This window comes from Embleya sp. NPDC055664 (genome assembly GCF_053618075.1).
The window spans coordinates 50,478-73,937 of record NZ_JBSHGZ010000022.1; the positions used below are offsets into that span (position 1 = coordinate 50,478).

The 23,460-nt window shown below is 70.4% G+C and carries 17 protein-coding genes; 13 read left to right on the forward strand and 4 right to left on the reverse strand.

Features of this window, described 5'->3' with window-relative positions; all coding sequences use genetic code 11:
• Position 1 precedes the first annotated feature (1 nt).
• Complete coding sequence (locus tag ACWGR4_RS29610; protein ID WP_380008735.1) at positions 2–886, forward strand: glycosyltransferase family 2 protein; 885 nt, start codon at positions 2–4, stop codon at positions 884–886.
• Positions 887–917: 31 nt separating this feature from the next.
• Here ACWGR4_RS29610 and ACWGR4_RS29615 read toward each other — a convergent pair whose 3' ends face one another.
• On the reverse strand, positions 918–2,411 hold the full coding sequence (locus tag ACWGR4_RS29615) for a DUF2142 domain-containing protein (protein ID WP_452133575.1): 1,494 nt from the start codon (positions 2,409–2,411) through the stop codon (positions 918–920).
• Between the two features lie 219 nt (positions 2,412–2,630).
• Here ACWGR4_RS29615 and ACWGR4_RS29620 point away from each other — a divergent pair, with 219 nt between their 5' ends.
• Complete coding sequence (locus tag ACWGR4_RS29620) at positions 2,631–3,026, forward strand: GtrA family protein (RefSeq protein WP_452133574.1); 396 nt, start codon at positions 2,631–2,633, stop codon at positions 3,024–3,026.
• Between the two features lie 102 nt (positions 3,027–3,128).
• On the opposite strand, the gene ACWGR4_RS29625 is transcribed toward ACWGR4_RS29620, so the two are convergent.
• Entirely contained in the window at positions 3,129–5,162 is a 2,034-nt protein-coding gene (locus ACWGR4_RS29625; RefSeq protein ID WP_452130166.1) for a hypothetical protein, read from the reverse strand.
• 690 nt (positions 5,163–5,852) lie between these two features.
• On the opposite strand from ACWGR4_RS29625, the gene ACWGR4_RS29630 reads away from it, so the two are divergent.
• The 3 genes from ACWGR4_RS29630 to ACWGR4_RS29640 all read left to right on the forward strand — a co-directional run bounded on the left by ACWGR4_RS29630 (position 5,853) and on the right by ACWGR4_RS29640 (position 11,054).
• On the forward strand, positions 5,853–7,214 hold the full coding sequence (locus tag ACWGR4_RS29630) for a PIG-L family deacetylase (RefSeq protein ID WP_452130167.1): 1,362 nt from the start codon (positions 5,853–5,855) through the stop codon (positions 7,212–7,214).
• Between the two features lie 77 nt (positions 7,215–7,291).
• The gene (locus ACWGR4_RS29635) at positions 7,292–9,448 is read left to right on the forward strand and encodes a hypothetical protein (RefSeq protein WP_452130168.1); all 2,157 of its coding nucleotides are present in this window, start codon (positions 7,292–7,294) and stop codon (positions 9,446–9,448) included.
• 4 nt (positions 9,449–9,452) lie between these two features.
• The gene (locus ACWGR4_RS29640; protein WP_452130169.1) at positions 9,453–11,054 is read left to right on the forward strand and encodes a glycosyltransferase family 2 protein; all 1,602 of its coding nucleotides are present in this window, start codon (positions 9,453–9,455) and stop codon (positions 11,052–11,054) included.
• Positions 11,055–11,073: 19 nt separating this feature from the next.
• Here the strand turns inward: ACWGR4_RS29640 and ACWGR4_RS29645 are convergent, their stop codons facing one another.
• Both ACWGR4_RS29645 and ACWGR4_RS29650 read right to left on the reverse strand, forming a co-directional pair.
• A complete protein-coding gene (locus ACWGR4_RS29645; protein ID WP_380008756.1) occupies positions 11,074–12,246 on the reverse strand; it encodes a glycosyltransferase in 1,173 nt (390 codons plus the stop codon).
• Positions 12,243–15,092, reverse strand: coding sequence for a bifunctional glycosyltransferase/CDP-glycerol:glycerophosphate glycerophosphotransferase (locus ACWGR4_RS29650; protein ID WP_452130170.1), 2,850 nt, complete (start codon positions 15,090–15,092; stop codon positions 12,243–12,245). Before ACWGR4_RS29650 ends, ACWGR4_RS29645 begins: the two co-directional genes overlap by 4 nt.
• A gap of 487 nt (positions 15,093–15,579) precedes the next feature.
• Between ACWGR4_RS29650 and ACWGR4_RS29655 the strand changes: the two genes are divergently transcribed.
• From ACWGR4_RS29655 to ACWGR4_RS29690, 8 genes are all read left to right on the forward strand, one after another.
• On the forward strand, positions 15,580–17,373 hold the full coding sequence (locus ACWGR4_RS29655) for a DUF5941 domain-containing protein (protein ID WP_452130171.1): 1,794 nt from the start codon (positions 15,580–15,582) through the stop codon (positions 17,371–17,373).
• Complete coding sequence (locus ACWGR4_RS29660) at positions 17,370–18,137, forward strand: phosphocholine cytidylyltransferase family protein (protein ID WP_380008765.1); 768 nt, start codon at positions 17,370–17,372, stop codon at positions 18,135–18,137. Before ACWGR4_RS29655 ends, ACWGR4_RS29660 begins: the two co-directional genes overlap by 4 nt.
• Positions 18,125–19,195: an iron-containing alcohol dehydrogenase family protein gene (locus tag ACWGR4_RS29665; RefSeq protein WP_380008768.1), complete on the forward strand. Its 1,071-nt coding sequence runs from the start codon at positions 18,125–18,127 to the stop codon at positions 19,193–19,195. The genes ACWGR4_RS29660 and ACWGR4_RS29665 overlap by 13 nt, the downstream gene beginning before the upstream one ends.
• A complete protein-coding gene (locus tag ACWGR4_RS29670) occupies positions 19,173–19,955 on the forward strand; it encodes a CDP-alcohol phosphatidyltransferase family protein (RefSeq protein WP_439676129.1) in 783 nt (260 codons plus the stop codon). The genes ACWGR4_RS29665 and ACWGR4_RS29670 overlap by 23 nt, the downstream gene beginning before the upstream one ends.
• Positions 19,956–20,008: 53 nt before the next feature.
• Complete coding sequence (locus ACWGR4_RS29675) at positions 20,009–20,872, forward strand: glycosyltransferase family 2 protein (RefSeq protein WP_452130191.1); 864 nt, start codon at positions 20,009–20,011, stop codon at positions 20,870–20,872.
• Between the two features lie 58 nt (positions 20,873–20,930).
• Positions 20,931–21,851: an ABC transporter permease gene (locus ACWGR4_RS29680; RefSeq protein ID WP_452130172.1), complete on the forward strand. Its 921-nt coding sequence runs from the start codon at positions 20,931–20,933 to the stop codon at positions 21,849–21,851.
• A gap of 13 nt (positions 21,852–21,864) precedes the next feature.
• Positions 21,865–22,704 carry an ABC transporter ATP-binding protein gene (locus ACWGR4_RS29685; RefSeq protein WP_380009211.1) on the forward strand — a complete coding sequence of 280 codons (840 nt, stop codon included), beginning with the start codon at positions 21,865–21,867 and terminating at the stop codon, positions 22,702–22,704.
• A 108-nt stretch (positions 22,705–22,812) separates the two neighbouring features.
• On the forward strand, positions 22,813–23,448 hold the full coding sequence (locus ACWGR4_RS29690) for a phosphatase PAP2 family protein (protein ID WP_380008776.1): 636 nt from the start codon (positions 22,813–22,815) through the stop codon (positions 23,446–23,448).
• Positions 23,449–23,460 lie beyond the last annotated feature (12 nt).

Consider the following 23,460-nt stretch of genomic DNA (forward strand, 5'->3'; position numbering starts at 1 on the left):
GATGATGCCGTACTACGGCGACGTGGGGCTGATGCAGCACGCGGTGCGCAGCGTGCTCGCGCAGACCGACCGCAACTGGCGGCTGACCGTGGTGGACGACGGTCGGGAGAAGGGCGTGCCGGAATGGTTCGCCGCGCTCGACGACGACCGGATCGTCTACCTGCGCAACGAGAAGAACCTCGGCGTCACCGGCAACTTCCGCAAGTGCGTGGAGCTCGCCGAGCAGGACCACATGGTCATGATGGGCTGTGACGACGTCTTCCTGCCGAACTACATCGCCACCATCCGTGACGTGCTGCGGCGCTACCCCGAGGCGGGCATGGTCCAGCCCGGCGTACAGGTGATCGACGGCCGGGGGTTGCCCACCAAGACCCTGGTCGACCAGACCAAGCGGCGGTTGTACGCGCCGAAGATCGAGGGCAGCCGGCGCCTGGGCGGCGAACGCCTGGCGGTCAGCCTGCTGCGCGGCAACTGGCTCTACTTCCCGTCGGTGTGCTGGCGCACCGAGGCGGTCAAGGCGATCAACTTCCGCGAGGACCTGCACGTGATCCAGGATCTCGCGCTGGTCCTGGACCTGTTGCAGCGCGGCGAGGACCTGGTGGCGACCGACGCGGTCTGCTTCCAGTATCGCCGGCACGCGGTCAGCGAGTCGGCCCTCCAGGCGTTCGACGGGCGCCGGTTCGTCGAGGAGCGGGGCTTCTTCCTGGACGTCGCGGAGCGCATGGAGCGGCACGGCTGGCACGAGGCGGCCCGGGTCGCCCGCAAGCACATGTCGTCCCGGCTGCACGCGCTCACGATGATGCCGATGATGGTGCGCAGCGGTAACCGCGAGGGTGTGCGCAAGTTGGCCCGGCACACCTTCGGTTCGGCCCGCCACACCGCGTGACGGGCCGAACTCGCTTGCGGGTCGCGGCCGTTCAGCCGGCCGCGACCTCGCGGGGCAGGTTCCGGTCCCGGGTGACCGTCCAGCAGTAGGCGATCATCGCGGCGCAGCCGAGGAGCGCGAACACCACCGGTACCACCGAGCCGACCTGCGGATGCCACGGGCCCGCGAACGCGTTCAGGGTCATCCCGCGCGGGGTGCTCGTCCAGCCGTGCTGCCACCGGATCATGGTGAACCACAGGAACACCAACTGGAGCGGCATCAGCACGATCGCGAAGGTCCGGATCAGCGTGGCGTCGCGCCGGGCCCCGAACACCTCGCGGCGCGAGAGCGCGAACGCGGCCAGGATCGGGACCCCGACGGCGATCGGCAGCATGTAGCGGCCCTGCGCCACGAAGCCGTACTTGTTCACGCCCATCGCGTCGGTCAGCGTGGGGAAGCCGAAGACCACGGCCACCAGGACGAACATCCGCCAGCGATCGGTCCAGGAGCCGAACGCGACGCCGGCGACCACCAGCACGCCCAGCACCATGTACCACACCGTGTAGGCCGGTTGCGGCGCGGACATGTCCAGCCACGAGGTGACGCCCACCATCTCCTTGAGGTAGTCGCCCGATCGTCCGACGATCTCGAAGCGCACCGCCTGGCGGAAGGTGATGTGGGTGTGGTCGCCCACGCTGCCGAGCTGGCTCGCCTTCATCCCCACCGTCCACGCGGCACCGGCGACGGCGGCGAGTACGATCGCGCCGCCGGCCCACAGGGCGGGCTTCGAGCGGCGCAGCGAGTTCAGCAGCGTGCGGCGGGTCGGGATCACCAGGGCGGCCAGCGCCACCACCAGCCACAGCGGGCCCACCGACCGCAGCGTGCACAGGATCACCCCCGAGATCCCGGCCACCACCAGCGCCGATCGCCGCAGCTTCGCGCCCGGTTCCAGGAGCAGTGGCACCAGCGCGCAGAACAGCGCGGTGCCCGCCGCGATTTCGAGCGCGTTGGGGTTGATCGCGCCCGACAGGTGCAGGGTCATCGGGGTGGTGGCCGCCAGCACGCCCGCGAGCAGCAGTCGGTGCCGGGTCCAGTGCACGACGCTGTAGGCGGCGGTGGCCAGCAGTGCCGCGACCATCGTGGTGCTGATCAGTCGGGCGAGCAGGATGCCGGTCCAGTCCGGCGACACCCGCAGCGGCCAGCCGACCGCGGCGTAGTAGACCGGGTTGTAGCGGCCGGCCCGCGTCGCGGTGCGCTCCAGGCTCTTGTCGCCGCCGGGCTCCCGGGCGCAGGAGGCGGGCTGCTCCTCCTTGAATGCCCAGCAGTTCTTGCGGACCAGGCTGCGCGGTACGTTCTGGAAGGCGCCGGTGCCGGTGTCGGCGTCGGTGGGAGTGGGGGCGAACTCGCCCTGCGCGACCCCCGCCGCCCGGATGATGTGCTGCATCTCGTCCGGGGTGCCGTCGTACGGTGCGGCCAGCGCCCAGGCGCTGCCCAGGAGAAGGAAGCCCACGAAGGCGAGCAGCCAATGCCGGACGGGTCCCGACAAGCGCCGGGAGACGGTCGACCTTCGTTCGTGGTGGGGGTCCTGCGTCGGTCCCGGGGTGTGCACCGGGGCGGCATCGGTTGTCACGGCAAGACCTTACCTGTTGGTCTGCGGGCGGAGTTTCGACGGGCGTAGAGGTCTCTATACTCTGGCTTCGTGACAGCTACCGAGCGTTCCACCGAGGGCAACATCCCTGAGCCGCAGAGCCGGTGGGCCGCTCTGTTGACCCATAGTCTTCCTCGGTTCCTGGTCTCGGGCGCCGCGAGTGTCGTGATCGACATGGGGCTGCTGTATCTCCTGCACGGGATATGGGGCCTTTGGCTGCCGGCGGCCACGTTCCTGGCCACCGCGACCTCCTTCGCGGTCAACTTCACGATGAACCGCTTCTGGTCCTTCGGCAGCACGGTGTCCCCGGTCGGCGGCCAGATGGTGCGCTACCTCATCCTGGCCGGGGTCAACTGGGCGATCACGGTGATCTTCGTGAGCGTGTTGGCCTGGATGGGCGTGTTCTACATGGTGGCGAAGCTGGTCACGGTCGTCTTCAACGCCGTGGTCAACTACTTCGCGTACCGCATGTGGGTCTTCCGCGGCAAGCCGCAGGACGTGCCGGTGGCCTGAGCGCCGCCGCCCCCGGGTCCGGGGGCCGAGTCCGCGTCCGAAGCCGGCCACCGACATCCGTCGGTGGCCGGCTTCGTGGTCGTGGCGGTCGGCGTGAATCGACTACTCGACGGGCTCGATCAGCACCACCTGCAGGCCGAGCTTCGGGTCGCTCGCGGCGAACTGGCGCAGATCCCTGGCGAGCCAGGGGCTGGTGACCACCACACGCAGCGGCTTGGGGCTGTCGGCGATCACCTTCTCCAACTCCTTGAGGGTGTCCACGCGTTCGCGAGCGTTGAGTTCGTTGTACGAGGCGAGTCCGCGCAACCACTGGATGCCGAAGACGGTCTTGATCTGTCCGCCGAGCTCGCGCCGCAGGATCGAGTCGAGGAAGGTGACCCGCCAGTTGTCGGTGCTGCTGTCGGTGAACAGGTAGAGCGTCGAGGGGCCCTTGGCCAGCAGTCCCTGGGACTGCAGTTTGCGGGCGACCACGCCGATGTCGTGGCGGTAGACCCCGTGTGCCCAGGCGGCGGAGTAGGGCGTGTCCGGGGCAGTGGCGTTGGCCCGGGCGTTGATCTTGCCGAACTGCACGGCGCCCGCGAGCGTGACGCCGGCCAGGACCGCGGCGAGGATCGGCACCATGCGGGCGAGCGGACGCAGCCGGGGCGGGGCGGGGATCGGCGCGAGGTTGGGCCGCAGCAGCAGGCCGATCGCCCCGATGCCGACCAGACCGAGGCCGTACAGGCCCTGGACGGCCTTCTCGTAGTAGTACGAGGTCTCCCCGAGGGTGTGCACCTGGTAGGCGCCGAACGCGGCCACACCGACCGCGGCGAGCACGATCTGCGCCGACATCGCGCGCCACACCGGCGACCGCCGGCCGGCGCGGGTGAGCAGGGAGGCGATCACGAGCACGACACACACGATGACGAGGTTGCGGCTCATCGGGTAGATGCCGCCGGCCGCCTGGAGCTGCTTGGTCTGGCTGAAGCCGGTGAGCTGCGGGCCGATGATCGGGATCAGCACGATCACGCCGGTGATCGCCGCGACGATCGAGGTGAACAGCAGGGCCTCGCGGATGCGCGACCAGTAGACGACCGCGGCGGCCAGGACCGCGCAGGCGGCGAGCACCACGAACAGGTTGTAGACGAAGGCCAGGGTGATCAGTCCCGCCGCGGCGACGAGAACCTGTTCGCGCACCTTCCCGGCGGGCCGCACCAACACCGCCACCGTCATCACCAGCACGGCCACGCCGAGCGCGGCGGAGTCGTGGCCGAGGGTGAACACGCTGATCATCTGCCCGGTCGCCGCGAGCCCGCCGACCGTCGAGCACACCAGTGCGATGCGCCAGCCGGCGAGGTTGGGTCCGGCGATCCAGCGGGCCGCCCAGACCAGGGCCAGGACCAGGAAGCCGTAGCCGAGGATGGTGTAGAGGAAGTACCGGTTGTACGCGGCGGGGCCGGTGCCGGCGTCGGTGGTCGAGCGCAGGAACGTGTCGAGCACCGTGTACAGGAAGTGGGTTCCCGGCGGGTAGACCCGGGCCATCTCCGGGTCCATCGAGGTGCTCGCCTTGTCGGCGTGGAAGTAGGTGTAACCGCCGACCCGGTGGATCGCGTCGAACAGGGAGAAGTGGCTGGGCTTGTCCTCGGTCATCACGGTGATGGCCAGGCGCTGGGTCAGCGACTTGCCCGAGAGCGGCTTGTACAGCTCGTACATGGCGTACAGGGCCGCGCCGGGGGCGATCAGGTCGGTCCAGGCCGCGCGGCGCGGCAGCACCGGCCGGCGGCCGGTGACCAGGGCCACCACGAGCGTTACCGACAGGAGGGTGCCCGACATCGCGAACGGGTTCAGGCCCCACGGCCAGACCGAGAACAGCAGCCCCGCGACGATGAATTCGCCCATCAGCAACAGCGCCGCGATCATCAGCCGGTCGAACAGCGCGACCCCCGCGCGCACCAGCGACGCGGTGCTCAGGAACAGCAGCAACAGCGACAACCAGTCGAGGCGGGCCACATGGAACAGCGCGGGCAGTGCCCAGGCGCCCACGAAGAGCCCCGCGAACATCGGCACGGCTTTGGAATTCGGCGGCCGGCCGGCACGCGGAGTCGGCACGGGCTCGGTCGGCCGCTCCTCCGTGTCCGTTTTCAAGGTGCTGCTCATGAGGGCTCTCTCTCGCTGATTCCGTGCGTCGTCGCGGTCGCCGCCATGCCGGCGCCGGGGCGTGAGGGCGGGCTTCCGATACCTGGGCTCAATGCGGATCCTATGGAATCGTCGGAGGAGTCGAACGGTCGGCCGACGGGCGGGAGCGGGCACGCGAATCGACCGGTTGGACGAATCCGGCGCAGGAGGTCGTCGACTTCGCCGTCCGCGTCCGGCGCGGATTCGGCGTGGTGCACCCGAGTGCGATCGCCCGGACCCGAGCGCGTGCGGGCCGGTGCGCCCGCGCGGATCGACCCTGGCATGGGGATTGTTCTCCCTGTTTACCGGACGGAATCGTCGGGTTCGCCCCGGATGGTCTCTCGCGACATCCGCGATCTTCGAAGTCGACCGGATGTCGGTAAATCCGTTTGGCCGACAGGCATGGGGAACCGAACCATCGGGGGACGGAGTCGGCCGCCGTCGGGCGCCACATACAATAGCGCGATCGCCTGTCCGGAAGGTGGCCGGCGCCCATGGATCCGATGCACGTCGCGTGAATCGAATCCTTTCGCCGGATCGTGGTATCCATGATCCGCCTGCGTGTGCGAAGGAACACTCACCGACGCCCCGACGGGATCTATTGAGAAGGGTCGACAATTCTCTCATATGGGAACAAACTCGGATTCCCGGCCGTCGGTTTCGCGCAGGGCGGTGCTCGCCTCGGGATGCGGCCTGGTCGCCGTCGTGGGTGTGGGCGGCGCCTATGAATTCTTTCGGGACGACGATGAGGGCGCGTCGCATCCGGCGTCCCCGCCGCCTGCCTCCTCGGCGGAGCGGGTGCTCAATGTCGTCGCCCATCACGACGACGACCTGCTTTTCCTGAGCCCCGAACTCCTGGACAACCTGCGGGCCGGCGCCGCGGTGCGCACCATCTATTTCATGGCCTCGGATTATTCGAATTATCCGAAGTTCATGCAGGATCGGGAGACCGGCCTGCGCCGGGTCTATGCCGACGCGTTGGGCATGAAGCCGGGGCAGTGGAAGAAGCAGCCCTACGAGCACGGCGGCGTACAGGCCACTTTGTGGACGCTCGGCGACCGGGTCTCGATGCTGGAGACCCGGATCCCGGACGGTTTCATGAAGACTCCGCTCGGCGCGAAGCGCATGTGGGGACTGTATTCCGAGAACATGCAGATCAAGACCCGTCCCGGGGACACGTTTCCGGTCCAGGAATTCAATCGGGACGCGCTGGTGGCGTTCCTGCGCGCGGTGCGCGACGAGGTCCGGCCCGACCGGGTCAACACCCTGGACCCGCTCGCCGACCTGCACGGCAGGCCCGAGCCCGAGGGCGGCTTCCACCAGGACCACGTGGCCGTGTCGCGGATGGTGATGTACGCGCTCGAGCAGGACACCGTGCCCACGCCCGTCCACTATTTCCGCGACTACACCATCGAGTCGGAGCCCGCGAACCTCACGCCGGCCGGGATCGAGGCGAAGTCGAAGGCGTTTCGGACGTATACCGAATACGACCCGGACGCCAAGCGCAGCAAAGTGTACGGACCATGGCTGCGAAAGACCTACCAGGTGAACGACGCATGGCGCGGGGATCTCGTCATTCCGCTGCCCGTGCCCGATCGCCGGGAAAAGGTTGCCGGTCGACCCTATGTCGGAACCGGCTTTCGCATCGTCAATCGTGCGACCCGGCTCGAACTCGCCGTACGGGCCGACGGGAAGAACGCGCCGTTGACCCTGACACCGGCCAAGTCGACCCCGGGCAATGTCTTCAAACTGCTCGGTATCAGGTTCGGCTGGGGACTGGCGCCGATCGGCGGGGAGCTGATCGTCGGGATGCCCGATTCGGATAAGGAGGCCAATCACCCGGCGCGCCTGGTGGAACGCAGTCTCGACGCCGCCCAGGCGCTGCGCGTACACGGTGATGTCGCCGATGGATTCGAACTTCTCTTCGCGCATTCCGGTATGGCGTTGACCGCTTCCCGACAGGGCGGCGCGGACGTGGTCCAGGCGCCGAGCGACAAGAGTCCGTTGCAGAAATGGGATTTCATCCCGGTGTGAATTCGGTGCGGCGTGCCCCACTCGATACGCTGTGCCCAGCCCAGCCGTCATCTTCCGCAAGCCCTGAATGAGGATCCGTGACCGTCTCAGAGAGCGCGAGGACGAGCCTGTCGACGCCTGCACCGGCCGCGCCGCGCGGTGCGTCCCCGGTGGGCGGCGGGCGCCTGGCGGTCGGTGTGCTCGTCGCACTGGCCCTGTCCTGGCTGATCCCGCTCGCGGCGTACGCCGCGCACGCCACCATCGTCCTGCCGTTCGTCTTCCTCGCGCTGGTCGCCTCGCTGCTGCGGGCCGGACGTACCGTCCTGGACCGCCTGGTGCTCGCGTTCGCGCTGACCGCGGGCGCGATGTGCGTGGCCGGCCTGCTCTTCTCGGCGTGGCCGTGGGGGCTGCACCCGGTGCCGGTCTCCGGGCTCGGCTTCAGCGTCCTGGTGCTGGTCGCCGCACTGCTGCGGCGCCGTCCCGAGCTGCCGCGCGTGGGCACCCTGCCCGACCTGCTCACCGTCGGGCTGACCGGGGTGATCACCTTCCTGACCCTGTGGCCCTACCTGGGCCGCGGTCTGGTCGGCAGGATCTCGCTGGTCGCGGTCGCCGAGGACCTGGGCCGGCACTTCGCGCTCTACGACGGCATCCGCACCGCCGGCGGCTACACGTTCATGCACCGCCCCGACCTCAAGGCGGGCCTGACCGACGACCTCACCGCGTACCCGCAGGGCAGCCACTTCGCGATGGGCCTGTTCGACAACTTCTGGCGGGCGGGCACCGGGGCGGGCTCCGGCCAGGAGGCGATGAACCACTTCGTCTACTTCTACGCGGCCACCTTCGTCCTGATGATCTTCGCGGTCATGTGGTCGATGCGCTGGGTCGCCGGCACCGCGCTGTCCCCGTGGCGCTACCTCGTGCTCGCCTCGGCCGCCGCCGCCTACCTGTACTTCGGCGACGGCATGGCGATGTTCCTGCGCGGCTTCCCGAGCGAGTTCGCCGGGCTCGCGCTGCTCGCCATCCTGGTCGCGGTGGTCGCCCGCCCGCTGTCGCGGTTGCGCGAGCAACTGTGCGTGCTCGCCTCGCTGACCATCGCGCTGTCGTTCACCTACTACCTGTTCCTGCCGCTGGCCGGGGCCATGCTCCTGGTCTGGCTGATCGGCTACCGCAAGCAGCTGCTGGAGCGCCGGCTGCTCACCGCGGTGGTCGCCGTGATCACCGCCGTGGGCGCGCTCATCGTGCCGGTGGTCAACTGGAAGTACGCGAGCAAGTCGGAGGCGGTCAACGCCGCGGGCGGGATCAGCCCGACCAACCGGCACCTGCTGATGCTGCTGGTCTTCCTGGTCGGACTCGGCCTGGCGTCCAGGTACGCGTGGCGGCACCCGGTACGCCGGCGGGTGATCCTGTGGATGCTCGGGGCCGTCGGGATAGTCGCGCTGATGTTCCTGTACCAGACCGCGGTGATCGGCGAGACCTCCTACTACTACGAGAAGCTGCTCCACCAGCTGTTCGTGGTCGCGCTGGTGTGCCTCGGCGCCACCTGGCTGGTGGTGCCGCGCTACCAGCCCGGATACTTCCGCCCGGGCCGGCGGCCGAGGCCGGCGTTCGCCAACGCGTGGACCGCCGTCCCGCTCGCCCTGGCGGTCACCGTGACCATCGCCTGCAACGCCAACCCCGACCGCTACGTGTGGCGCAAGCCGGGCAAGGACTACAGCTGGGGCGTGAGCTACTTCCTCAAGGGCATGGACCACCCCAAGCTCGCCCGGGCCGTGCTCGCCGCCGTCCAGGCCCAGCCCGATCCCGACGGCAAGGCCACCATCCTGCAGATGCGCAACGACTGGGAGGCCAACTACTACGGCACCCTGTGGGTCGACGTGATGCAGCGCAACCTCGGCGTCGCCTGGCCGGTCAAGCCGCCGCTGGGCACCCAGGAGAGCCCGGCGGCGCTCAAGGACCGGATCACCCGGCAGTTCCCGGGCACCCCGATCCGGGTGATGACCAACGACCCGGTCACCCTCGACACCGTGCAGCGGATCCGCCGGGACCGGCCGGAGCTGGGCCTGGACGTGCTGTTCAGCAACCCGACCCGATGCGGCTACCGCTTCGAGCCGGTGGCCGCGCCCGCGCCCGGCAAGGAGCCCGCCCCGGTGCCGGTGATCCCGTTCCCCGCGAACGGGTGCAAGTCCAAGGCCAAGTCCCCGGCCCCGGTACAGGTGCCGGTGACCAACCCGACGAACAACCCGGACAGGGAGTAGCACCATGGCCGAGCAGGTCCGGGTCGGCGTCGTGGTGATCGTCTACGACGACGCGGCCCTGTTGTCCGACGCGGTGCGCTCGGCGCTGGCCCAGGGCCCGACGGTCACCGAGGTGACCATCGTCGACGACGCCTCCACCGACGCCTCGGCGGCCGTCGCCGACCGCCTGGCCGCCGAGGACCCCCGGGTCCGGGTGATCCGACGGAGCGTCAACAGCGGCGGCTGCGGCACCCCGCGCAACGACGGCGTCGACGCCTCACGGGCCGACTGGATCGTCTTCCTGGACAGCGACGACGTACTGCCGCCCGGCGCGGTGTCCGCGCTGGTGGACGCCGGCGTCCGGGAGGGAGCCGACGTGGTCGCCGGCCGGTGCGTACGCCGCGAGTTGCCGCGGGTGCGCGACGTGCCGTGGCAGCCGGACCTGTTCGCCCGCCGCGGCGTGTTCGACGGCCTGGCGGGCCGACCGCGGACGTTGTGGGACACGCTCTCCGTCAACAAGGCGTACCGCCGCGCGTTCCTGATCGAGCACGACATCCGCTTCCCCGACGGCGCCGCGCACTACGAGGACTTCGTCTTCACCGCCCGGGTGTACGCGGCCGGGCCGCGCTTCGTGGTGATCACCGACGACGTCTACACCTGGCATGTGCGCCGCGCGGCGGGCGACCCGTCGATCTCGCTGCGCCGGGACCGGGTGCGCAACTGGCTCGACCGGCTGGACGCACACCGCCAGGTGCTCGAAATCCTGGACCCCGTCCCGGAGTTGCGGCTCGTCGCGGAGACCAAGTTCGTCGACCACGATCTGCCGCTCTACCTGCGCGACCTGCACGCGCGCGACGAGGCGTATCGCGCCGAGTGGTGGTCCTCCACCCGCGCCCACCTGGCCGGGTTCGACCCGCGCGCGCTCGCCCTCGCCCGGCCCGCCGCGCGCTGGGCGGCGGCGGTGGTGCGCGCGCGGGAGGAGCCCGTCGACCTGCTGCGGTTGTCCCGGCTCGCGGCCGACCCGCCCCGGCTCACCGGTCCGCTGCGCGAGCGCGACGGCGTGCCGGTGTGGGACGACCGCGCTCCCGCGGTGGAACTGGACGGCCTCGCCGCGATCCCGACCGCCGAACTGCCCGTCGAGGTACGGGCCACGGTGCACGCCGGCCGCCGCAGCGTGCTCGACGTGAGCGTGCGCGACCTGTACGAGCGCCTGCGTCCGGGGCGTCCGCACCGGATCGAGCTGGAACTGCGCGACCGACACGGCGAGGCCGTGCGGGTCGCCGGCGCCGGCGCGGGCGTGCTCCACGAGGAGCCGGTCGATCCCGACGGCGGCTCCTGGAGCACGACCATCGGCTTGGACAACACGCTGCTGTCCACGGGCGAGCCGTTCACCGTGTGGGACGTGTGGGCCGTGGTCCACCTGCGCGACGGCACCCACCTGGAGACCAAGGTCGCCGCCGGTGCCGGGCTCGGCCGCCGGGTCCAGCCGGACCTGCGGCACGGGCTCGCGCTCGCCCAGTTCTACGCCACCGCGAGCGGTTCGCTCGCGATCCGCTTCGCGGGCGGCGTGGGCGGGGTGCGCGAGGTGCTGGACGCCCGGATCCGGCGCCGCCGGGCCTCACCCTGAGGTCCGCGGCGGATCCGGCTCAGCGATAGACGTAGACGAACAGCTGTTCCCAGCGCTCCAGGATCGCCTCGGGGGAGAACCGCAGGACGTCCGCCAGGCCCTGCTTGCCCAGCCGATCCCGCAGGCTCTGGTCGCTCATCAGCCGGTCGAGGCCGCGCGCGAACTCCTCGGTGTTCCCACGCGGGATCAGCAGGCCGTTGCCGTCGTCGGTGATGATCTCCCGCACACCCGGCGCGCAGTCGAAGCCGACACTGGGCACACCCATCGCCATCGCCTCGAGCAGCGAGATCGGGAACCCCTCCGCCCGGGAGGACAGCGCGAACACCGAGGTGTCGGCCAACGCGCCCTCGATGTCCGAGGTGCGCCCGGGGAACTCCACGCTGTCGTGCACGCCCAGCGTCCAGGTCTGCGCCCGCAGCCGGGCGTCCTCGGGACCGGCGCCGTACAGCCGCAGTGTCCAGTCCGGATGCCGCGGCGCGACCAGCGCCCACGCCTCCAAGAGCAGGTCGTAGCCCTTCTCGAAGGAGAACCGACCCAGGCTCACCACCACCCGGCTCGACCGGGGGGTGAACTCCCGAGGCTCTATCGGCAGCGGGTTGGGCATGAAGTCGGTGTTGTTGAGCCCGTCCCGGCTCCACGCGTCGGCGTCCTCGGCGGTCAGCAGCAGCAGCCGGTCGACCCCGGCGAAGTACTTCTTGACCCGCCGGTGCCGGGAGGAGGCGGCGGACGCCTCGAACGACTCGTGGCTCATCCCGATCACCCGCAGCCCGGCGGTGTCGCTGAGGCCGACCCACTCCATCGCCCACACCTGCGGCACGATCACGATGCCGCCCGGCCGGGCCCGGCGGAACAGCCCGGTCAGCCGGTCCGCGGCCTGCTGCACCGACGCCTTGCGCAGCGCCTCACGGCGTTGCGCGCCCACGTTCAACCGGTCGCGCACCGTGCGCGGGCTCCACGCCGACGGCGGATGCTCCTCGTGCAGGTACATCGTGCGGTACGGCAGGTCCCGGCCGTAGTCGTGGATCTGCTCCGGGTGCACCACGCCGATCAGCGTGACGGTGTGCCCGGCCTCGGTCAACATCGCGGCGGTGTGGTGCGCCCAACGTTGCAACCCGCCGAGTTCCTCGATGTTGTTGCAGACGATGAAGACGTCCCGCGACGGGTGCGCTCGCACGGTCTCGACGTCGCTCACTGTGATTCCTTGCCGAGAAAGAAACGTTCGACGATGGTCTTCGCCGCGGTGCCGTGGTCGTATTCGCCGTAGGACTCCACGAAGTCCCGCCGACGCTCCGCGTACTCCGGGGCGGCGGCGTCGAGTTCGCGAAGATGCCCGAAGAGCTGGTCCTCGTCGTACGCCAGCGGCCCGGGAGCCGTCTCGGCGAGGTCGAAGTACGCGCCCCGGGACTGGCGGGTGTACGCGTCGTAGTCGTAGGTGAAGAACACCATCGGCCGGTCGAGCAACGCGTAGTCGAACATCAGCGACGAGTAGTCCGTGATCAACACGTCGGTCAGCTGCAGCAGTTGGGTCACGTCTGGCACCGTCGAGGCGTCCTTGACGTGGTCGGCCAGCGACGGCGGCAACATCACCGTGTTCAGATAGTGCGTACGCACGAGCAACACGAAACGATCGCCGAACTCCTCGACGAACCGGGCCGGATCGAACGGCAGTGTGAACGGCGTGATCGAACCGTCCTCCTCCTGCCGAAACGTCGGCGCGTACAGCACCACCCGACGCTCGTCGCCCGCCAGGCCCAACTGCTCGCGCAGCGCCGCGACCTGTGCGCGGTTCGCCTCGCCGTCGATCAGCGCGTCATTGCGCGGATACCCGATCCGCAGGATCTCGCACTTGAGCCGGTAGCCCCGGACCAGCGTGCGCACGTCGTGCTCCGAGCGCACCACGAAGTGGTCGAACCGATCGACCATCTCCTGCAGACGCCGCTGCTCGACCTCGCCCGAGTGCTTCACCGAGGGCATGTCGAAGCCCATGCGCTTGAGCGCCGAACCGTGCCAGGTCTGGATGTAGGTGGTGCCGCGATTCTTCACCGCGTCCCCGGGAAAGCCCTGGTTGTCGACCCAGAACTCGGCCTGCGCGAGCGCCTTGTAGTAGGCCCACGAACCGCGCTTGACGAGCGTCGCGTCGGCCGGGAACCCGGCCTTGCTCTCCGCGTAGGCCCAGGTCACCTTGATCGGCGCGCCCGAGCGGCGCAACTCCTCGTAGATGTGGCGCGGACTGTCGCCGTACTGCTTGCCCAGGTGGCTCTCGAACACCGCGGTGCCCTTGCGCACCGGCAACTGCCCCAGCACCTCGCGGCCCATCCGCAGCAGCTTGCGCTTGCGCGCGCCGGTCTGGCGCAACTGGGTGCGCAGGATGCCCCGGGCCTTGACGCCGGCCCGGCTCTGCACCGCCCTGGTCAACAACTCGTCGCTGCGCCGTGCGGCCGAACCCTCGGCGATCAGCTCGAAGGCCAGGTGCCCCTTGGACGTGATGTGCAGGGAGAACTGGTCCCCGGCGAGTCGGCTCAGCCGGGGTCGGGCGGGCAACGACTGCACGTGTTCGGGGATCGAGGTGCCGAAGATCCGGGTGGTGACCTTCTCGCCGTCCACCGACATGATCAGCCGGACGTCCCAGACCGGGTCGATCAGCCCGATGGGATGGATGGTGTCGGCGAGGTCGACCTCGGCCTCCCACACGATTCCCTCGGGGGTGTACCGGATCGATTGCACCGGGCGCCGCACCGCGAGCGGGGCGAGCTTCTTGCGCCGGGGCAGGAACTCGAAGTGCCCGGACAACTTCGCGTCGGGGCCGATGCGTTCGACCGGATTGACGATCACGCCGGACATCCGCACCACGCCGTCCACCGAACGCACCGAGGTGAGTTCGTTGCCCAGCCACAGCGACTTCAGCGGCTTGGTCCACGGCATCGTGTCGGTGACGTCCAGGACCTGCCGGCCCAACTCGTCGTCGAGGTGCCCGGCACACCAGTACACCCGGTCGCCCTCGAGGTGCAGCGGCGAGGTGATCTTGCTCCGGTTCAGCACGAAGTCGATCGCCGGGATCAGGTTCACCCGGTCGTCGCGCAACACGAGATAGGCGGCGATCGCCGGGATCTGGTTGGCCTCCACGAAGGCCCGGGGGTCCAGCGTCTCCAGGTAGGGCCGGGCCACGGCGATGAAGCCGTCGCGCTCCTCCTCGGTCTGGAAGGGCAGGCCCCACAGGTAGAGCACCAGGTCGTGCTGGATGAACTTGCGGTCCTTGAGGAGCTTGAGTTCCACCTCGCCGCGCGCTCGCAACTCGTCGTCGATGAGCTGATGGATCCGCACCCGGTCGATGAAGTTGCTGATCTCGTTGCGTCGGTTCGAGATCGACAGCTTCTCGGCCTTCTCCACCACGTTCCAGTGGTAGATCGTGCTCGGGATCAGGGTCAGCTTCGACGCCGCGAGATAGGCCCGCGCGGAAAAGAGCAGGTCCTCGTAGTGATAGCCCTCGGGAAAGCGCAACTCGGCGCTGTTGAGGAACGCCCGCCGGTAGCACTTGTTGGTCGACAGCGTGTCGTACAACAACTCCGGCTTCTCGGCCACCGAGGAGAGCACCGCACGCTCGCGATACAGCGCCGGGTACCACTCGGTGACCTTGTTCCGCTTGTCCAGATGCACCCGCACGCACAACCCGGAGACCAAGTCGGCACCGGTCTCGTCGGCGGCCACCAGCATGTTCTTGCAGGCGTGCCGGTCCAGGACGTCGTCGCTGTCGAGGAACATCACGTAGGTGCCGCGGGCGGCGTCGATGCCCACGTTGCGCGGCCGGCTGCATCCCCCGCTGTTCTCCGGCAGGCGGATGGCACGCACCCTGCCCGGGTGCTCGGTCGCGAACCGCTCGGCCACGGCGAAGCTGTCGTCGGTGCTGTGGTCGTCGACGATGACGACCTCGAGATTGGCGAGGGTCTGGCCGAGCACCGATGCGACCGCGTGCACCAACCGTCGGGCGTCGTTGTAGACGATCACTACGACGCTGATATCGGGCACTTCGGTCGCGGACAAGCGGTCACCTCCGGGCGGGTGTGGGACGGGAAGCCGGGACGGTCACCGGACGGGGGACCGTCGGGACCGACTCGGCCGATCCTAACGAATACGACGAGAACCCCACGAAAAACCGAACGGGTGGGGTCGGCAGCCGTATCGATCCCGGTGACCGCCCGTTGATCTGGTAAAACGTGGGACGTTCGACGACGCCGGACGGTTGCGAACGAGCCGTTCGGGCGGCTCCGGGGGATCGGCTAGCCTGTCTCGTTGTTTCCCGCACCTCCCTGCACGCCCGTTCGGTTGTCTTCCCGGTCCGTGCCCGACCGCACGTTCATCGGCGGTGCCCGCGGCACCACCGCAAAAGGAGTGATGGCGCCTGTCCACGGCACTGGTCCTCACGGCGTCCACGGCAACCTCCGCGTCTCCGCCGTCCCGGCCGGCGGACGCCTACACCAGTGCCGATCCGGCCCCGCTGCTCGCCGAGTTGTCGGCGCTCGATCGTGGTGTGCCGGAGATCGAGGTGGTGGCCCCGGACGCACTGCGGGCCGCGTTGGCCGCGGGGGAGGACCGGATCACCCTCGTCGACGCGCGTTTCGTCGGCCACCGGCACGCGCTGCGCCTGGTGATCGCCGACACCCGCTTCCCGGCCGCGCACGTACCCGGCGTGCTCGCCGTCGAGGGCGAGGCCAGGGCCGAGGCGGCCCGGATCGCGGCCGGCCTCGACCGTGGCCCCGCCGCCGACGACTGCGTGCCCGACCTGATCGCCGAGCGGCTGGCCGCGGCGGGTGTCTCGCTGCGCGAGGTTCCGCTGGGCGAACTGGTCGCCGAGGTGCCGCGTGACGAGGCCGCGCGCGCCCGGGCGACGGCCGCGGTTGCCGCGGTGGACGACGAGCGCATCCGGCTCGCCTCGGCGGTCAAGGCGCGGGACGGTTTCTTCACCACGTTCGCGGTCAGCACCTGGTCGCGCTACCTGGCCCGCTGGTGCGCCCGCCGGGGCCTGACGCCCAATCAGGTCACCGTCGCCTCGCTGTTCGTCGCGCTCGCCGCGGCGGCGGGCGCGGCCACCGGCACCCGCGCCGGCTACATCGGCGCGGCCCTGGGCCTGTACTTCTCCTTCGTGCTCGACTGCACCGACGGCCAACTCGCCCGCTACGCGGTGAGCTATTCGCGGATCGGCTCCTGGCTGGACGCCACCTTCGACCGGGCCAAGGAGTACGCCGTCTACGCGGGCCTGGCGCTCGGCGCCGCCCGGCACGACGACGACGTGTGGACCCTCGCGCTGGTCGCGATGGTGGTGATGACCACCCGGCACATCGTCGACTTCGCGTTCAACGAGACCCGGCGCGGCATCGGCGGCGGGGACGACGAGAGCGCCGACGGCGGCGCGGGCGCCAAACTGTCCGGCAAGCTGAACACGGTCGGCTGGACCGTGTGGGCCCGGCGGATGATCATCCTGCCGATCGGCGAGCGCTGGGCCCTGATCGCCGTGCTCACCGCGACCACCACGCCGCGGATCACCTTCGTCGTACTGATCACCGGCTGCGTGCTCGCCGCCTGCTACACCTCGCTCGGCCGCGTCCTGCGCTCGCTGCCGCGCCGCACGCCGGCCGCCCCGCAGGTCGGCGAGCACCTGGCCGCGCTCGCCGACAGCGGCCCGCTCGCCGAACTCGTCGCCCGGCTGCGGCTGCGCGTGCCCGCCCCCGCGGCCGCGCTCCTTGGCACCGCCGCCCTGCTCGCCGTGCTGCTCGCGGGCGGCGCGGGCCAGTGGTGGGGCCTGGCCGGCGCGGGCGCCTACGCGCTGTGCGCCGGGGTCGCGATCGGCCGCCCGCTGGTGCGCCGGCTCGACTGGGTGGTGCCGCCGATCTTCCGGGCCGCCGAATACGCCGCGATCACCGTCCTGGCCGCGCAGGTGGTGCCCACCGCGGTGGCCGCGGCATTCGGTTTGGTCGCGGCCACCGCCTACCATCACTACGACACGGTGTATCGCCTGCGCGGCGGCTACGGGGCCCCGCCCCGGGCGCTGGTGTGGGCGGTGCTCGGTCACGAGGGACGTGTGCTCCTGGTGACCGTGCTGGCCGCGGCGGGCTCGGACACCCTGCGCACCGGTCTGATCGTCACGGCCGGCGTGTTGGCGGCGATCGTGCTCGCCGAGAGTGTCGCCTTCTGGGTGCGCGGCGCGCGCCCGGACATCGACGACGCCACCCCGGTGGGCCCCGCCCCCTCGGCCTCCACACCCTCGTACCGCCCCCTGGAGGCCGTCGTCGCGGCGGCCCCCGATCGAACTGGAGACCTTTCATGATCGGCCTCGTTCTCGCCGCCGGCGCCGGCCGCCGGCTGCGCCCGCACACCGATACGCTGCCCAAGGCCCTGGTGCCGGTGGGCGCGCCCGGTGCGCCGGACAGCGAGCGGTCGATCCTGGAGGTCACGCTCTCCCACTACGCGGCGGTCGGCCTGACCGAGGCCGCGATCGTGATCGGCTACTGCGGCGACGCCATCCGCGAGCGGCAGGACCTGCTGGAGCGTCGGTACGGCCTCAAGCTGCACCTGGTCGACAACGACAAGGCCGAGGAGTGGAACAACGCCTACTCCCTGTGGTGCGCCCGCGACCACCTCGCCGACGGCGTGCTGCTCGCCAACGGCGACACGCTGCACCCGCTCTCGGTACAGGAGACCATGCTGGCCGCGCGGGGCGGCGACAAGGGCATCATCCTGGCCCTGGACACCGCCAAGCCGCTCGCCGACGAGGAAATGAAGGTCACCCTCGGCGACGACGGCCGGATGCGCCGGATCACCAAGCTGATGGACCCGGCCGAGGCGGCCGGCGAGTACATCGGCGTCACGCTGATCGAGGGCCACGCCGCGCCCGCGCTGGTCGACGCGCTCCGGGCCACCTTCGAGCGCGACCCGCAGCTGTACTACGAGGACGGTTACCAGGAGCTGGTGAACCGCGGCGGCCGGGTCGACGTGCAGCCGATCGGCGCGCCCGACATCCGGGTGCCGTGGACCGAGATCGACACCACCGAGGACCTGACGGTCGCCCGGGAGATCGCGTGCCGGTACTGACCCGACTGGTCCCCACACCGCTCACCGTCGACATCCGCGCGGGCGCGGTCGCCGACCTGGCCGGCATCCTGGCCGACCGTCGGGTCTCCACCTCGGGCCGGATCGCGGTCGTGGTCAGCGAGGGCTCCGGCGCCGGACTGCGCGAGCGATTCGCCCCGCAACTGCCGGGCGCCGAGTGGTATTCGGTGGGCGGCGGCACGCTGACCGCGGCGGTCGACCTGGCCGACCGGATGCGCGGCGGAGCCTACGACGCGGTGGTCGGTCTCGGCGGCGGCCGGGTCCTGGACGCCACCAAGTACGCCGCCGCGCGCGTGGGCCTGCCCATGGTCGCGGTCGCCACCAACCTCGCCCACGACGGCATCGCCTCGCCGGTGAGCATCCTCGACAACGACGCGGGCCGCGGCTCCTACGGCGTGCCCACGCCGATCGCGCTGGTGGTCGACCTGGACCTGGTCCGGGCCGCGCCGCAGCGCTTCGTGCGCTCCGGCATCGGCGAGTCGTTGTCGAACCTGTGCGCGGTGGCCGACTGGGAGTTGTCCCATCGGGTGACCGGCGAGCCGCTGGACGGCCTCGCGGTCGCGCTGGCCCGCACCTCCGGCGACTCGATGCTGCACCGCCCGGGCGGCATCGACGACGACGACTTCCTCGTCGCGCTGACCGAGGGCCTGGTGCTCTCCGGCATCGCGATGTCGGTGGCCGGCACCACCCGCCCGTGCAGCGGGGCCTGCCACGAGATCTCGCACGCCATCGACCTGCTCTACGGCGAGCGCGACGGCCACGACGGGCTGCACGGCGAACAGGTCGGCCTGGGCGCCGCGTTCGCCACCCACCTGCGCGGCGACGAGGCGCTGACCAGGCTCTTGACGAGCACCCTCGAGCGGCACAAGCTGCCGGTCGTGCCGGAGCATCTGGGCCTGACCATCGACGAGTTCACGGCGGTGGTGAGTCACGCGCCGCAGACCCGCCCGGGACGTTTCACCATCCTCGAACATCTCGACCTCGACCACGACGCCATCCGGGATTCGGTGACCGAATATGTCCACACCTACGGCGGCTGAGCTTCGCTCGGTCGTACACCCCGAGGGTCTGCTCGACCGGCGCAGTGGCGAACACTGGGCCGGGCGCATCTACATGCGCCGGATCTCCCTCCAGGTGACCCGACGCATCGTCGGGACCCGGGTGACGCCCAACGGGCTCACCTACATGATGATCCTCGCGGGCATCGCCGCCGGCGCCGCGCTGATCCTGCCCGGGATAGCCGGACCGCTCGCCGCGCTGATCCTGGTGCAGCTCTACCTGCTGCTCGACTGCGTCGACGGCGAGGTGGCCCGCTGGCGCCGGCAGACCTCCGTCACCGGGGTCTACCTCGACCGGGTCGGCCACTACCTGTCCGAGGCCGCGCTGCTCTCCGGCGCCGGTCTGCACGCGGCGGGCGTCCTGGACGGCGGCGGCTTCAACGGCTACGCCACGCTCGGCGTGGTCGCGGCCCTGGGCGCGATCCTGATCAAGTCCGAGACCGACCTGGTCGACGGCGCCCGCGCGAAGAGCGGCCTGCCGCCCGTACAGGACGCCGCCGCCGTGCCGCGCTCCTCGGGCGCGGCGAGCGCGCGCAAGATGGTCGCCTCGCTCAAGTTCCACCGTCTGGTCGGCGCCGTCGAGGCGTCGATTTTCCTGCTCCTGGCCGGCGCGCTCGACCTGGTGGCCGACGACGGCGGCCTGCTCTACAGCCGGATCGCGGTCACCGCGCTGGCCGCCATCGCCCTCCTGCAGACCGTGCTGCACCTGGTCAGCGTGCTCATGTCGAGCAGGCTCCGGTGACCGCCGAGGCTGCCGAGGGGCAGCGGGCCGACGGCGGCGCGGACACCGAACACATGGTGCTCGGCGCGGTGGTGCTGACCATGGGCGACCGCCCGCGGGAGCTGGAGCGCCTGCTGCGCTCGGTCGCCGACCAGGACGGCGAGCCGATGGCGGTGGTCGTGGTCGCCAACGGCGGGCCGCTGCCGGAGCTGCCCGAGGGTGTGGTGGGCATCGCCCTGCCGAAGAACGTGGGCATCCCCGCCGGCCGCAACGTCGGCACCGACGGCCTGCCCGCCGACACCGACGTGGTGCTCTTCCTCGACGACGACGGCCGGCTCGGCGGTACCGACGCCGGCCGCCTGCTGCGCGAGGCGTTCGCGGCCAACCCGCGCCTGGGCATCGTCTCCTTCCGGATCGTGGACCCGGAGAGCGGCGAGACCCAGCGCCGGCACGTGCCCCGGATCCGGGTCGGCGACCCGCTGCGCTCGGGCCCGGTGACGACGTTTCTGGGCGGCGCCAGCGCGGTGCGCGCGGCGGTGCTGCGCGAGGTCGGCGGGCTGCCCGACGACTTCTTCTACGCGCACGAGGAGACCGACCTGGCCTGGCGCGCGCTCGACGCGGGCTGGGAGATCGAGTACCGCGCCGACATCGTCCTCGAGCACCCCAAGACCAGCCCGGCCCGGCACGCGGCCTTCTTTCGGATGAACGCGCGCAACCGCGTGTACCTGGCCCGACGCAACCTGCCCTGGCCGATCGTGCCCGCCTACCTGGGCACCTGGGTGGTACTCACCGCCGCCCGTCGGCCGTCCCGGGAGAACGCCCAGGCGTGGCTCGCGGGCTTTCGCGAGGGCTGGAAGACCCCCAGCGGCCGGCGCCGACCGATGTCGTGGCGAACGGTCTGGCGCATGACCAGGCTCGGCCGCCCGCCCGTGATCTGACAGGCTGGAAACCCCCGTACGTTTTCGATCTCGACCCGACGCATATGAAAGTGTCAACGTGGCCAACAGCGTGCAGGCCGACACCCTGAGCCCACAGGGGACGTCGGCACCCCCCGGTTCCACCGAACCACTGGCGGACCTCGCCGCCCGCTACAAGCTGACGGTCAGTGGAGCCCGCCCCGGGCTGCTCTCGTACACCAAGCAGCTCTGGGCCCGGCGCCACTTCATCGTGGCCTTCGCCAACGCCAAGACCCGGGCCACCTACAGCACCGCCAAGCTGGGCCAGGTCTGGCAGGTGCTCACGCCACTGATGAACGCGGCCGTGTACTACCTGATCTTCGGCTACCTCGTGAAGACCAAGGGCGGCATCGACAACTATGTCGCCTTCCTGGTCACCGGCGTCTTCGTGTTCACCTTCACGCAGAGCGCGGTGCTCGCGGGCAGCCGGGCGATCAGCGACCAACTGAACCTGATCCGGGCGCTGCACTTCCCCCGGGCGTGCCTGCCGATCTCGTTCACCATCGTCCAGCTCCAGCAGTTGCTCTTCTCGATGGTCGTGCTGTGCGCGATCGTGCTCGGCACCGGTGAACCGCTCAGCCTCAAGTGGCTGCTGATCGTGCCCGCGCTGGTCCTGCAGTTCGTCTTCAACGTCGGCCTGAGCCTGGTCCTGGCCCGCATCGGCGCCGTGATGGTCGACATCAAGCAGCTGTTGCCGTTCATCCTGCGCACCTGGCTGTACATCAGCGGCGTCTTCTACAGCCTGGACAACTACACCAAGACGGCGCCGACCTGGGTGGCCCGCGTCCTGGAGGCGAACCCCGGGGCGGTGTACATCGAGCTGGTGCGCGACGCGCTCATCGACAGCCACTCCACGGTGCCCGCGCACACGTGGGCCTACGCGGTCGGCTGGGCGCTGCTGATGGGTCTCGGCGGTTACGTGTACTTCTGGAAGGCGGAAGAGAGGTACGGCCGTGGCTGAGCAGCCCGCGATCATGAGTCTGGCCGAAGCCGGCGCGAAGTCCGAGGTCGAGGTGCCCGAACAAGGCGTTCCGCAAAAACCGCAGCAGGTCGGCGAGGAACTGCCGCCGACCGTCGTCGTCGACGACGTGCACCTGATCTACCGGGTCCACGGCGCCTCCTCCGGCAAGGGCAGTGCCACCTCCGCGCTGTCCCGACTGGCACTGCGCAAGAAGGCCACCGGCGTCACCGAGGTGCACGCCGTGCGCGGCGTCAGCTTCGTCGCCTACAAGGGGCAGGCGATCGGCCTGATCGGCCGCAACGGCTCGGGCAAGAGCACGCTGCTGCGCTGCATCGCCGGCCTGTTGCCGCCGACCACCGGCAAGATCTACAGCGACGGCCAGCCGTCGCTGCTCGGGGTCAACGCCGCGATGATGAACGACCTCACCGGAGAGCGGAACATCATCCTGGGCTGCCTGGCGATGGGCATGACCCAGCGCGAGGCCGAGGCCAACTACGAGCAGATCGCCACCTTCTCCGGCCTGAACAACTACAACGGCAAGGACTTCACCAAGCTGCCGATGCGGACCTACTCGTCCGGCATGGCGGCGCGGCTGCGGTTCTCCATCGCGGCGGCGCGCTCGCACGACGTGCTGATGATCGACGAGGCGCTGGCCACCGGCGACCGGGAGTTCCAGCTCAAGAGCGAGGCCCGGATCCGCGAACTGCGCAAGGAGGCCGGCACGGTCTTCCTGGTCAGCCACAGCATGAAGTCGATCCGCGACACCTGCGACCGGGCGATCTGGCTCGACCAGGGCGTGATCAAGATGGACGGGCCGATGGAGGAAGTCGTCAACGCCTACGAGGGCAAGTAGCGACGCGGCGGAAGAACCACCCGCCGCACAGGCACGTCCTGCACCACAAGCAGCAAAAGCACCATCGGTTCCACCAGCACCAACAGCACCACGCAAAGGGGTTCACCGGTGTCCTTGCAGGTCCTGGCGGAGAGTACCGACGACAACCTCGACATCGAGGTCCTGCGGGACGTCAACGGACTCACCGAACACACCTCCTGGGCGCACGGCGGCATGGAGTTCATGGGCGAGTACGGCATGTTCGCCGTACTCGCCGTGCTCGGCCTGCTCACGTGGTGGCGGGTACGCTCCCGGCCGGACCACGTGGCGGCCGTGGCCGGCCTCGTGTGGGCCCCGCTCGCGGCCCTGGTGGCGGAGTTGGCGAACGCGCCGCTGCGCGACTGGGTGGACCGGCCGCGCCCCTTCCTGAGCCACGACGGGCTGCACGTGCTCGTGCAGGGCAAGACCGACCCGTCCTTCGCCTCCGACCACGCGCTGACCACGATGGCGCTCGCGGTCGGGATCCTGCTGGTGGACCGCCGGATCGGCGTGCTCGCGGTGCTCGCCGCGGTGTTCACCGGCTTCGCCCGGCTCTACGTGGGGGTGCACTACCCGACCGACGTGCTCGCCGGATTCGCGCTCGGCGCGCTGGTCGCGCTGGTCGGCTCGATGTTCGTCGGCCGTCTCCTGGAGCCGGTGGTGCGGATGGTCGAACGTGGACCGCTGCGGCCACTGGTCACGGCAGCGCCGCGTGCGGCGGGATGACGGCGGCGCGGC